The sequence below is a fragment of the Marinomonas pontica genome (assembly GCF_036322735.1).
Taxonomy (GTDB): domain Bacteria; phylum Pseudomonadota; class Gammaproteobacteria; order Pseudomonadales; family Marinomonadaceae; genus Marinomonas; species Marinomonas pontica.
The window spans coordinates 122,703-135,179 of sequence record NZ_AP027271.1 but is presented as its reverse complement, the minus strand read 5'-3'; the positions used below and the strand labels follow the sequence as shown (position 1 = coordinate 135,179).

The window sequence follows — 12,477 nt, the reverse complement described above, 5'->3', positions numbered from 1 at the left end:
GATTACCCCTTAGCCACGTTATCTAGATGCTCATTCTCTATGCGAGCGACTTCATCAGGCTGAACATAGTAATCGACATCTTTGGTGTAGGCGCGAGCAATAAAAGTCACGATTGAACCCACCAAACCAACAATTGCCAACCACCAAATATGCCAGATCATTGCAAAACCAAATACCGTAATAAGGGCACCGATGATAACCCCAGCCTTGGTATTCTTAGGCATGTGGATAGGTGCATAGCTTTCTTTACGAACGTAAGCTGTGCCTTTTTCTTTCATATCAGTGAAAGCATCGATATCAGAAACAACTGGTAATTCAGCAAAATTGTAGAACTGCGGCGGAGAAGCCGTAGACCATTCAAGCGTATGACCATTCCATGGATCACCTGTTGTGTCCAAGTTTTTGTTACGGTCACGGAAGCTGACGAACAATTGTAGGAACTGACAGATAATACCTGCAAAGATAACAAGGGCACCAACAAGAGCGATATACAGCCAAATGTTCCAATCTGGATTATCCGTGTGGTTAAGACGACGAGTCATACCTAGGAAGCCCAAAACGTACAATGGCATAAAGGCTAAGAAGAAGCCGACCAACCAGCACCAGAAAGCCGCTTTACCCAATTTAACATTTAGGTGGAAGCCCATTGCTTTAGGGAACCAGAAAGCAAAACCTGCTAGATAACCAAATACCGCACCACCAATAATGGTGTTATGGAAGTGAGCGATCAAGAACAAGCTATTATGCAATACATAATCAGCACCAGGTACAGCAAGTAGTACACCTGTCATACCACCAACAGTAAACGTCACCATGAAACCAAGTGTCCATAGTACTGGCACAGTCACACGAAGGCGACCACGGTACATAGTGAACAACCAGTTAAACAGTTTCACACCGGTTGGTACCGCGATGATCATCGTCATGATACCGAAGAAGGCATTAACGTTGGCACTGGAACCCATGGTAAAGAAATGGTGAAGCCATACGATAAAACCAAGAATGGAAATCGATGCTGTCGCCCAAACCATTGACTTGTAGCCAAACAAGCGCTTACCCGTAAAGGTAGAAACGATCTCAGAGAAGATACCAAATGCTGGTAGCACTAGGATATACACCTCAGGATGACCCCATGCCCAGAACAAGTTGATATACATCATCGAGTTACCACCGCCATCATTCGTGAAGAAGTGGAAGTCTAGGTAACGGTCAAGCGTCAACATAGCCAATACAGCAGTCAAAATTGGGAAGGATGCTGCAATCAAAATGTTGGCCCAAGTACAGGTCCAAGTAAAGATCGGCATATCCATCAACTTCATTCCAGGTGTACGCATCTTGAAGACGGTTACCAAGAAGTTAACTGCGGTTAAGGTTGTTCCTATACCGGATATCTGCAATGCCCATATGTAGTAATCAACCCCCACACCTGGACTGTATTCCAAACCAGCCAAAGGCGGATATGCAACCCACCCCGTTTTAGCGAATTCACCAAGACCAAGTGAGATGTTTACTAGGATGGCACCAGAAGCCGCCAGCCAGAAACTTAGGTTGTTTAAGAATGGGAACGCAACGTCACGCGCACCAATCTGTAACGGCACAACAATGTTCATTAGACCAATCATAAATGGCATCGCCATAAAGATGATCATGATCACACCGTGAGCCGTAAAGATTTGGTCATAGTGACTTGGAGGTAAATAGCCTGGATCACCGTTCGTAGCAAGCGCGAGCTGCAAACGCATCATAATGGCATCCGCGAAACCACGGATAAGCATTACCAATGCTAGAACGATATACATAATACCCAGTTTTTTATGGTCAACAGACGTTAACCAATCATTCCAGAGTACGCCAAGCAATTTGTGCTTAATAAGTAGGAAAGCAAGCACCAACGCACCAACCGCAACGACACATAATGTGCCGATAACGATTGGGTCGTACGGAAGAGCGTCCCACGATAGTTTGCCTAAGAGTGCAGACATTATTTTTCAGCCTCCGTATGCATATCATGCGATGAGTGTTGAGACTCGCCATGATTCATTTCACCATGATTCATTTCACCATGATTCATTTCACCATGATTCATTTCGCCATGAGCTGAATTATTGTGAATCATTTGAGAATCAAATGCTGTGCCTTTTAGCAACTCAACTTTGCCGTGGTCTTTCATGAACTTCATAACGTTGTCCATAAAAATACTTGATGCAATTGAGTTGTAATATTGAACTGGTGTTGGCTCAACGTGATGCGCGTCTATATCATGCTCAGCAAGTTTCTCATAGGATGCTTGATCCAATACGCCATTGTTGATGACGTTATGAGTTCCAGCCTTAACACCTTCAACCCAAGCATCAAAGTCTGCTTCTGTCGGTGTTGCGATAGCTTTGAACTTCATCCCAGAGAAGCCGGCGCCGCTGTAGTTTGCGGACATACCGTCAAATGAGCCAGGCTCATTTGCAATCAAATGAAGCTTAGTCACCATGCCTGCCATTGAGTAAATCTGGCTACCCAATTGAGGAATGAAGAACGAGTTCATCGTGCCTTCAGATGAAATTTGGAAAGCAACAGGAACGTTTGCAGGGAATCTCAGCTCGTTCACCGTAGCAATACCTAGATCAGGATAGACAAACAACCACTTCCAGTTCATCGAAATGACCTGAACATTGATATGTTCTTTATCCGACTCTAACGGCTTATATGGATCCAGTGCATGAGTCGACTTCCAAGTGATCACGCCAAGAACGATGACGATGACAACAGGGATTGCCCAAACAATAGTTTCAATTTTTGTGGAGTGGGACCATTTTGGTTCGTAAATCTCGTCACGACCTTCACGGTATTTCCAAGCGAAATACAGTGTCATGAAGATGACAGGAATTACCACAAGAAGCATCAACAAAGTCGCAACAATAATTAGTTGCTTCTCTTCAATACCAACTTGCCCTTTAGGATCGAGCACACCACCCTGACAACCGGCGAGCAAGCCCACCATTAGCGCCAAAGCGACTTTACTAAGGATACGAGTTAACAAGAGAATCATCCTCTAACCCCGAGGTTCACAAAACTGCCACCTGAAAATCAAGCAACAGAACGAAAATCCGGCCAATGCCGGGTATTTCAGTAAAGATCACCACACTGTAAACAGCACAAAAACCATTACCGAGTTAAGAGTATTAACGCAGTAATAATTTTCTTGGATCACCTAAATCTGAAAAAGGGAGCTCCACATCTCATCGTGCGTCGTGCCTCAGCACAACGTGATTGCTCGTTAGGCGCAATCACACGAATTAAAGAGAAGGCCAATATCTGGCGAGCAGGGTTGTTATTGGCCATAACGGACCAATAACTAACCAATAACAGGGGCATAAATACAAGGCTAGCAACAAGCCCCGCATTAAAAATAGGGTCGGTTACGATGGCTTCGAAGCCACCCATAACTAAAAGAGAGAACGCCGTAAGGGCAAACAGAAACACAGCAAAAACAACAGACAATGGGCGTAAAGAAGCCGCCAAAACGTTGGATATATCATGCAATGATACAAGTAGAATACGTTGAAATGCGTTCAATTTATCCATCCAAGTTACAAAAAACCAAAGTGAAGTTGCCGCTGTTACTCGCTTCACACGAATTTACGTGTGCGAAATATAGCAAAATTTATACAGCCATACAAAGCGTAGTTTAGCCTTTGTTCCTATTTGCTTCACCGTCTTTTTAGAAAAATTCACATTCTTGTCTTATGGAAATTTGACTAATTTGTGCCGGAGACCACAAGACTAGCACTCTTACAATACAAATTCCTTACAATTTGTACGTCTTATTGTAACTCATGTTTTCCTTACACCACTGCTCTAATGCGACAACAATTTGCGCCATTGTCGTTTCAGTTGGCCCACTGAACCCCAACAAAAAACCAAAACCGCGCTCGTCTTGCGACAGGGCCGAAAAATGCAGCGATAAGGGCGACAGCACTATTTGTCGATTTACCAAATCCTCCGCGATGTATTGATCAATGGCTTGCTCCGTCGATATGGCGGACAACACATCGGCTTTTATCATCAACAAAATATGCATGCCACCGCGAGGCTTTTTCCATTCAAACCAAGGAGATAAATGCCGGTCGAGTAAAACAAGCAACGCATCTCGTTTCAGTCGATAATGACGACGCATTCGATTCACATGACGATCAAAATGTCCTTGAAGCATGAAATCCGCGACCGCAGGTTGTATTGGCAAAGACGCCGACGCCCCTAACACGCGCTGGCTTTTCTCTACTACCGCAACATGCTTGTTCGGTGCGACAATAAAACCAAGTCGCAAACCGCGGAACAATACCTTCGAAAAACTTCCCACGAAAAAAACGCGTTCCCGCGCGGCATCATGCACGCTCGCCGTCTGCATAAAAGGCACATTGCTGCGCCCTTGATACACAAACTCATTGTCGTAATCGTCTTCTATAATCCACCAGCTTGGCGACGCATTCTGTAACCTTTGCAACCATTGCTGACGACGCGCAGCACTGATGCTTACACCCAGTGGGTATTGTCGGTTGGGCGTGACAACCGCCACATTCGATGCCAACTCACTATCCGCCAGACAAGGGCCTTCTTCATCTATGTTCAGCGTCCCCACGATGCCTTTATGAAGCGCTTCACGAATAGGAGGGTAGGTGGGATTCTCAATCCACCACGCCAAAGACTCGCCAGCCAACATGGCAAACGCACGCTGCAAAAGTAACAACGAATCGCGACTGCCTGCCGTCACAATGATTTGTTCCGCAGAGCACTCCAAACCACGCACGCGATATAAATAATCGACAATCGCGTTTTTTAAGTCAGGGTAACCCGTAGGATAACCGCCTTCTAACACCGTCAGATCCGGCGACAACCAACTACGGCGCATACTCGTTGCCCACTCTTTAGTGGGAAAAGCCGACACATCCACGCCCGCATCAAACGCCCACCTTGTTGACATTGCTTTCTGATCACTGGACGGCATCGTTGGTTTAAGCGCCGCCGCCCGATCACCAAGCATAGGCAAAGCGGCCACAAACACACCACGCTTTTCTTCGCTGGTTAAAATGCCTTCCGCGATTAACTGATCATAAGCCCGCGATGTCGTCGTACGAGAAACCCCTAATGCGCTGGCTAAAAAACGCGACGAAGGCAGCTTATCGCCAATCAACAACGCGCCCGACCGAATGCCGTGCTGGATTTGCTCTGTGAGCTGCTGATAATACGGTGCGCCCTGCTCGTCCAAAGACAAGCGCAAACTGGCAACGGCATAGTTCATATCTGGCCTTTTATTTTATCTCTATTCTGGCTCTTTTTATAAAAGCCAGACTGATCTACATTCTTCTTATAAACCGTCATAGACAAAGACACAAGGAAAGCCACCATGAGCGAAGCAACACAATCCACATTAGATGGAACAAGGTTAAACAAAACCGATTTAAGTCAGATAAAGCGCGGACCCAACCGCGCAACCTACGACAAACAAACGGCGCTGAATATTATCGACTCTTCGCTTATGTGCCATGTCGGGCAAACCAGAGAAGGGCAAGTTTTTGTGACACCCACTTGCCATTGGCGTGATGGTGACTACTTGTATTGGCATGGCCATTCCAAAGCTCGAAATGTAAAAGGGCCTATTGATGCACCAGAAAAGGTCTGCATTAACATTTCACAACTCGATGGTTTAGTCATGGCGCGTTCTGCTTTCCATCACTCCGTCAACTATCGTTCAGTAACCTTGTTTGGCGTACCAGAATGGATTGAAGACCATGAAGAGAAACGTCGCCAATTTGAGATTTTCCTAGAAAAAGTCAGCCCGGGTCGATGGACGCAATTAAGACCGGTCAATGACACCGAAATCAAAGCTACAGGCTTAGTCCGAATAAAAATAGAAGAGGCCTCAGTCAAATTCCGAGCAGAGCCACCGATCGATGACCCAGAAGACAAAGACTGGCCAGTTTGGGCGGGCGTTATCCCATTAGAAAAATCATGGGGAGAAGCAGAACAGGATCCAATACAAACAAGCCAGTTTGATTTACCCACTAATCCAAACGCGTCTTAAATTAAACGGAAAGCTTTTGCGATGGCGACAAAACGCCATCGCAAAAGTTCGCCAAAAGACCCTTTCATGACACACAACTCACTTTTTATGCACTTTTTAGGTGCGCAAAAAAGTTTTTCCTCTTGCGGTTTCCCATTAAATCGCTACTCTTGCACCCTTTTTAAGCGTCTGCGCGTTTCTTAGTGTGTCTTTTTTATCCAAAAAGGCACGCTAAATTCAACCCACGAACAATAAAACCATCGATATTATCGAGTAACGGGAGTGCCCTACATGGCAGCAATCATAGACTTTCTGAACACTATTTTCTGGGGCTATATCCTAATTTACGGACTGTTGGCGGTCGGTGTGTATTTCACCTTACGCTTAGGATTCATTCAGATTCGACGTTTTCCAGAATTCATTCGCACCGTAATGAAAGCCCCACAATCGGATCGTGGCGGTATCTCGCCTTTCCAAGCCTTATGCACTAGCCTCGCGTCTCGCGTTGGCACTGGCAACATGACCGGGGTCGCGGTTGCTCTCTATTTAGGTGGCCCAGGGGCCATTTTTTGGATGTGGGTGGTAGCCATTATCGGTATGGCAACCGCCTATGCGGAAAGCACCTTGGCTCAGCTCTACAAAATGCGTGATCAAAATGGTCAATTGCGCGGCGGTCCAGCGTTTTACATCAGCAAAGGTTTAAAAGCCCCTTGGGCGGGTGCGGTGTTTTCACTTGCGCTTATCTTAGCGTTTGGTCTGGTTTTCAATGCCGTACAAGCCAACTCTATTGCAGGCGCAATGGAAGGCGCATTTGGCATCGACACCAATGTCACTGGCATTGTGATCATGCTGTTGGCGGCGGTTGTTATCTTTGGTGGTATCAAGAAAATCGCGCGTTTTGCTGAAATCGTTGTGCCATTCATGGCGGTGTTGTATTTGCTGCTCGCTCTGTATGTCATCTTTACTAATATCTCTGACGTGCCAGCGGCGTTCGCGTTAATCTTTAAAAGCGCTTTCGGTATCGAACAAGCCGCAGGTGGCGTTTTAGGCGCCATGCTAAACGGTGTTAAACGCGGTTTATTCTCGAACGAAGCGGGCATGGGTTCTGCGCCAAACATTGCCGCGGTGGCAACTCCGAACCCGCATCACCCTGCCTCTCAGGGCATGGTTCAGTCTCTTGGTGTGTTCATTGATACCTTGCTGATTTGTACCGCAACGGCTTTGATGATTCTTCTGTCTGGCGCTTTGGGTAATGGTCAAACGGGCATTGCCTTAACGCAAACGGCATTGACAACTCACATCGGCAGCGCAGGTCATTACTTCGTAGCGATCGCGATCTTCTTCTTTGCCTTCACGTCCATCATTGGTAACTACAGCTACGCAGAAAATGCACTGACTTACCTAAAATGGGCCAATAAACCAGGTATCTTTGTTTTGCGTGTATTGGCGCTTGCCATGATCCCATGGGGCGCTTATGAAAGCGTGGCAATGGTATTTAACGCCGCGGATGCGGCAATGGGTCTAATGGCAACGATCAACTTAATCGCCATCATGATGCTATCTGGCTTGGTCGTAAAACTGACCAAAGACTATTTCGCTCAATTAAAGACTCATACACCGGTGTTTAATTCAGACGATTACCCAGAAATTCGTGACGATATTGACCTAAGTGTTTGGGACGAAAAACCAAGCAAATAAGGCGGTTAGATACTCATTTGTTTCTGATGCAAAAAACGCGACAGGCAACCCAAAGCTCGTCGCGTTTTTTTGTGCTTACAGCTTGGCTGCTATTTTATGCGCCAAACCGTGCAGAAACGGCCCCGCAATAAACGAAATTATCCCCGCTGCCGGCCACGCCAAGACCCATGCATGCATCCAAATAGACACAAAGTCGGATCTTACTCCAATGTTCACATAGGTAATCCATGCCGACATCACCAGCGATAACGTAAACGACATTAACATCGCAAATATAATTCTGTGCTTCATTTTTCTCTCCTAATGCGCTTTTCATCTCTCTATCGTTCGTACCGATCAATAAAGTGCCCCGACAAAAAACAGTTAACCGACTCAAGGTCATCTCAATATTAGAAAACAACAATATGCGTAAATATACTAATTTCTCAAAATAAACTTCGCACGAAACCTCACACAGCAATTTCTTCAACAGCAACTTTGGTTACACTAACCCTCATCATTTATTCTTCTAACGACAAAGGGTGCTCATGGAACACTTACTCTGGTGGCAATACGCCTTAATCGGCGCCATTTTTATATGGAGCGGCTTTGTCCGCAGTGGCTTAGGATTTGGCGGCGCCGTACTCGCTTTGCCTTTCCTATTGTTAGTCAAAAACGATCCTTTGTTATTTTTACCGATTATTTCCATCCACCTTCTGGTGTTTTCCAGCTGGATTGCTTGGCAAGGATCGAGAGCCACCAAACAACAAGCTCAACTCACCGCAGAGCGGGGCGAAGCACCGCAAGAAGCGCAAGGCAACATCGCTTGGGGTTATTTAAAGAAAGCCCTCGGTATTATGATAGTGCCGAAACTGATCGGCGTATTTGGCTTATTAACCTTACCCGGCAACATAGTGACAGGCGTGATTTTCGTTATCGTCGCCGTTTTTGCTGTGTCTTACATATTGAATAAACCGTTTTATACCAACAACAAATTCCTCGACACCATTTTCCTTATGCTTGGCGGTTACGTCAGCGGCACCTCCTTAATCGGCGCACCGCTCATCGTCTCCGTCTTCGCCACCAAAGTCCCACGCCACCAACTGCGCGATACCTTGTTTGTACTCTGGTTCATTTTGGTGATGATCAAGATGGCCTCTTTCCTGATCGCCGATATCGACTTACAACTAATCCATCAACTTTGGTTACTGCCTTGTGCCTTACTTGGTCACGTCTTTGGGCAAAAACTACATGAACGCATCCAAAAAGCCGAAACGCCCGTCTTCTTCCAATTCGTCGGCTGGGCGCTGCTCATCGTCTGCGGATTTGGCTTGTACTCGACGTTTATGCTTTAGTCCGCAGTAACGCTGTTTCCAGATCAACTCTCGCTCCGGCGCTAAAGCGCAAACATCCGCGAGATGTTGATCTGGAAACAGCGATATCAAAGTCAGTTGTTCAAAAAAACTGATGAGAAATACTCTGCTGGCGTAACTCTTATGCCGAGATATCAGAGCTTATTCGTTCGATGTTGCGAATATCCCAATTTAGGAGCGGTTCAAGAGGACGTTTTGCGCTGACGACGTCAGTGACGCAAGCAAAACGTCCTCTTGATAAGTGCGGCTGATCGGCTAACTAGGCGGGTGAGGATTCAGTCAGTTGATCTACCAGATAGACAATAGATTGATACTCGATGCCGCTGTGTTCCGATAAGCCAATCTCGCAGGTGCGGCTGTTTGAATAACCCGCTTCGCAGCCGTCTACGGCTTTGGCGAGGGTTTTCAAGGCGCTGGCGTTGAGTTCGGGTGTCGAGAAACCTTTGTCGCCAGCAAAGCCACAGCAGGTAATGTCTGGCGGAATCACCACGTCATCGGCGAGTTGGTGGGCAAGCTGTACGAAGCTATCGGCGAGACCCATGCGGGTGGTGCTGCAAGTGACATGCAGGGCTATTTTGCCGAGCTTATCTTTCACCGTTAGATTTGGCATCACATGAGTCGAGACAAAGCCAACTTGTTCATGCAGTTCTAAACAAGGATCAAGGCTTTCTTGCATTCGTAGCAAGCAAGGGCTGACATCGCAGACGATAGGAATTCGTCCGTTATCGCTGGCTTCGAGTAGTAAATTATTGAGATCGTTGGTTTTTTTGTTCGCTGCGTCGAATTGTCCTTTGGACTGAAACGCCATACCGCAGCATTGGCTATCGATGTCTTTGGGTACAGTGACTTTATAGCCTGCTTTTTGCAATACAGAGAACATCACCTCCATGACGGAACGTTTATCGTCGGCATTCGGCCCCGCGCCCATGACACGAGTCGCACAGCTAGGGAAGTAAATGACTTCTTTTTGTAGGTCATTGCTTTGCATCTCATTACATTGAATGACAGGAATAGACTTCAAAGACGACGCGGCGTTGGGCATCTGTTTATGCCACTTCGGCACAGCACCATTGGAGATTTTATTCATCGCTGAACTAATGGTTGTCATGCCTGAATCGCCAATAATGCGACGCGCGCCGCTGGCAAGGTTGAGGCCAACTTTTGCTGTTTTGGTGACGCCTTCAAAATGATCGGCAATCCAGTAACCGACTTTGCTGTTTGGGTGACGATCATGGCGTAATTCGCGGGTTAAATCGCCGGTATTGATGCCAACGGGACACTGCATCGAGCATAAGCCACAGCCAGCGCAGGTATCAACGCCTTGATAATCGTAGTCTTTTTTCAGTTCTTCTAAACGCTTAGGATCTGTACCCATTGCGGTTAGTCGCTGAATCTCACGCCAAATCACGATGCGTTGACGAGGCGTTAAGGTAATGGATTTTGACGGACAAGAGGATTCGCAGAAACCACATTCGATGCAGGTATCGACTTTGTCGTTGGCCTTTGGCAAAGGCTTGAGGTTCTGCACATGCAAATTGGCATTGTGGGATAAAATCACATCTGGGTTCAGCAAGCCTTGCGGATCAAACGCACGCTTGATTTCCCACATGATGTCGTAGGCTTCTTTACCCCATTCCAATTCCACATAAGGCGCCATGTTACGGCCAGTACCGTGTTCCGCTTTCAACGAACCTTGGTATTTCACCGCGACCAATTGCGCGACTTCGTCCATTAACTGCTCGTAGCGCGTCACTTCCTTCGGATCATCAAAACCTTGGGTAAAGACAAAGTGCAAATTGCCTTCTAACGCATGACCAAACAAAATCGCTTCACGATAACCGTGTTTTTGAAACACGCCTTGTAGCTCCAAAACGCCTTCGGCAAGTTTTTCGACAGGGAAGGCGACGTCTTCAATAATGACTGTCGTGCCAACTGGACGCACCGCACCAACGGCAGGGAACAAGCCTTTGCGGATCTTCCAATAGGAATCGTAAGTGACTTTGTCTTGAGTAAATTCAATGGGATTCAGTGTTTCTTGGCCGCTTAATGCTTGTTTCACCAAGGCCAAATTGGCGTCTAATTCTTCGGCATCGGCGGCGCGTACGTCGACCAATAAACCCGCTGCTTGCGAACCAAGGGACGACAAGGTTTCCGGCATGCCCGGTTTGCCTTCCACCGCACGCAAGCCAGCTCGATCTATCAATTCCACCGCAGACACAGGCGAACTTTTTAGCGCAGTCACCGCTCGGCAGGTCGTTTCCATATCGTCAAAAAAGATCATCGCTGCGGCTTTTATCGGATGATCAACCACGGTTTCATAGGTCACTTCACTGATAAAACCCAAGGTGCCTTCGGAGCCGATCATCAAATGCAGCAAGATATCAAACGGATCTTGGTAATCGGTTAAGCTGTTTAAACTGTATCCTGTGGTGTTTTTTAAACGGTATTTGTGTCTAATTCTTTCAGCTAATTCACTATTAGCCTGCACGCTTTTAGACAAACGGCTCAGCGTATCGAGCAAGTCAGCGTTGCGATTGCCAAAGGCTAATCGGCTGGCCCCATCAGCGGTATCTAACAAAGAGCCATCGGCAAAAATCAGACGGGCACTTTGGATAGTGTGATAGCTGTTTTGCGCCGTGCCACAACACATGCCGCTGGCGTTGTTGGCAGCGATACCACCAATCATACAAGCGTTTATAGACGCAGGATCTGGGCCTATTTTACGTTGGAAAGGCGCGAGCAGTTGGTTCGCTCGCGCACCGATAATACCTGGCTGAAGTGAAATATGATGGCCATGTTCGTGAACTCGATGACCTTTCCAGTTATCGGACAATTGCATCAAGATGGAATCGGTTACTGCCTGCCCAGACAAACTCGTTCCTGCCGCTCGAAATGTCACTGGCAAATTGCGCTTTCTGGCTTCTTTCAGCACCAACTGCACTTCCGCTTCGTTATCGACTCGCACTACCAGCTGCGGAATCAACCGATAAAAACTCGCATCCGTGCCATACGCCAAGGTACGCAGTGGATCACGAATCAATCGAGATTCCTCAATCGCGCCGCTTTTTGCGTCTTTCAAAGCAAAATACACATCGCGATATTGAGCCGTTTTATGAGCAATTGAGTCTTTATCAGTGGTGGCTGTGTTCATCAGAAGTCCCACGGCGAGTCGCCTGTTTTTTATTATTCATACTAAAAATTAACGCTAGACAAATTGGTAATACCAATTTACCTTTTAAATATAAGGCACAGTAAGAAGTCAGATAAACTTTGTCAACTGATAGTTTAGTCGATATTTCGTGAATTTTAGCAGCAAGATTAATTGGTTTTACCACTTTTTAACTTATGCACAGCAATTAAGAAAACCACCGTTAA

The 12,477-nt window shown here is 46.5% G+C and carries 9 protein-coding genes; 3 read left to right on the top strand and 6 right to left on the bottom strand.

The window, feature by feature from the left end; genetic code table 11:
- Positions 1–2: 2 nt before the first annotated feature.
- The 4 genes from cyoB to pdxR form a co-directional block, all read right to left on the bottom strand.
- Entirely contained in the window at positions 3–1,982 is a 1,980-nt protein-coding gene (gene cyoB / locus AABA11_RS00600) for a cytochrome o ubiquinol oxidase subunit I (protein WP_338264578.1), read from the bottom strand.
- The gene (gene cyoA, locus AABA11_RS00595; RefSeq protein WP_338264576.1) at positions 1,982–3,040 is read right to left on the bottom strand and encodes a ubiquinol oxidase subunit II; all 1,059 of its coding nucleotides are present in this window, start codon (positions 3,038–3,040) and stop codon (positions 1,982–1,984) included. The genes cyoB and cyoA overlap by 1 nt, the downstream gene beginning before the upstream one ends.
- A gap of 158 nt (positions 3,041–3,198) precedes the next feature.
- Positions 3,199–3,567, bottom strand: coding sequence for a hypothetical protein (locus AABA11_RS00590; RefSeq protein ID WP_338264574.1), 369 nt, complete (start codon positions 3,565–3,567; stop codon positions 3,199–3,201).
- 232 nt (positions 3,568–3,799) lie between these two features.
- Entirely contained in the window at positions 3,800–5,290 is a 1,491-nt protein-coding gene (pdxR, locus tag AABA11_RS00585) for a MocR-like pyridoxine biosynthesis transcription factor PdxR (RefSeq protein WP_338264571.1), read from the bottom strand.
- A 105-nt stretch (positions 5,291–5,395) separates the two neighbouring features.
- Between pdxR and AABA11_RS00580 the strand changes: the two genes are divergently transcribed.
- Together AABA11_RS00580 and AABA11_RS00575 are read left to right on the top strand one after the other, a co-directional pair.
- Positions 5,396–6,073, top strand: a complete 678-nt coding sequence (locus AABA11_RS00580) for a pyridoxamine 5'-phosphate oxidase family protein (protein ID WP_338264569.1) — start codon at positions 5,396–5,398, stop codon at positions 6,071–6,073.
- Between the two features lie 270 nt (positions 6,074–6,343).
- A complete protein-coding gene (locus AABA11_RS00575) occupies positions 6,344–7,750 on the top strand; it encodes an alanine/glycine:cation symporter family protein (RefSeq protein ID WP_265729629.1) in 1,407 nt (468 codons plus the stop codon).
- Positions 7,751–7,825: 75 nt separating this feature from the next.
- On the opposite strand, the gene AABA11_RS00570 is transcribed toward AABA11_RS00575, so the two are convergent.
- Positions 7,826–8,041, bottom strand: coding sequence for a DUF2798 domain-containing protein (locus tag AABA11_RS00570; RefSeq protein ID WP_265729628.1), 216 nt, complete (start codon positions 8,039–8,041; stop codon positions 7,826–7,828).
- Positions 8,042–8,277: 236 nt separating this feature from the next.
- Here AABA11_RS00570 and AABA11_RS00565 point away from each other — a divergent pair, with 236 nt between their 5' ends.
- On the top strand, positions 8,278–9,084 hold the full coding sequence (locus AABA11_RS00565) for a TSUP family transporter (protein ID WP_338264566.1): 807 nt from the start codon (positions 8,278–8,280) through the stop codon (positions 9,082–9,084).
- A 277-nt stretch (positions 9,085–9,361) separates the two neighbouring features.
- Here the strand turns inward: AABA11_RS00565 and AABA11_RS00560 are convergent, their stop codons facing one another.
- A complete protein-coding gene (locus AABA11_RS00560) occupies positions 9,362–12,253 on the bottom strand; it encodes an FAD-binding and (Fe-S)-binding domain-containing protein (RefSeq protein WP_338264564.1) in 2,892 nt (963 codons plus the stop codon).
- Positions 12,254–12,477 lie beyond the last annotated feature (224 nt).

Coding starts and splice junctions, on each gene's coding strand:
- cyoB (WP_338264578.1), bottom strand. CDS start 1,982: ATGTCTGCACTCTTAGGCAAACTATCGTGGGACGCTCTTCCGTACGAC.
- cyoA (WP_338264576.1), bottom strand. CDS start 3,040: ATGATTCTCTTGTTAACTCGTATCCTTAGTAAAGTCGCTTTGGCGCTA.
- pdxR (WP_338264571.1), bottom strand. CDS start 5,290: ATGAACTATGCCGTTGCCAGTTTGCGCTTGTCTTTGGACGAGCAGGGC.
- AABA11_RS00580 (WP_338264569.1), top strand. CDS start 5,396: ATGAGCGAAGCAACACAATCCACATTAGATGGAACAAGGTTAAACAAA.
- AABA11_RS00575 (WP_265729629.1), top strand. CDS start 6,344: ATGGCAGCAATCATAGACTTTCTGAACACTATTTTCTGGGGCTATATC.
- AABA11_RS00570 (WP_265729628.1), bottom strand. CDS start 8,041: ATGAAGCACAGAATTATATTTGCGATGTTAATGTCGTTTACGTTATCG.
- AABA11_RS00565 (WP_338264566.1), top strand. CDS start 8,278: ATGGAACACTTACTCTGGTGGCAATACGCCTTAATCGGCGCCATTTTT.
- AABA11_RS00560 (WP_338264564.1), bottom strand. CDS start 12,253: ATGAACACAGCCACCACTGATAAAGACTCAATTGCTCATAAAACGGCT.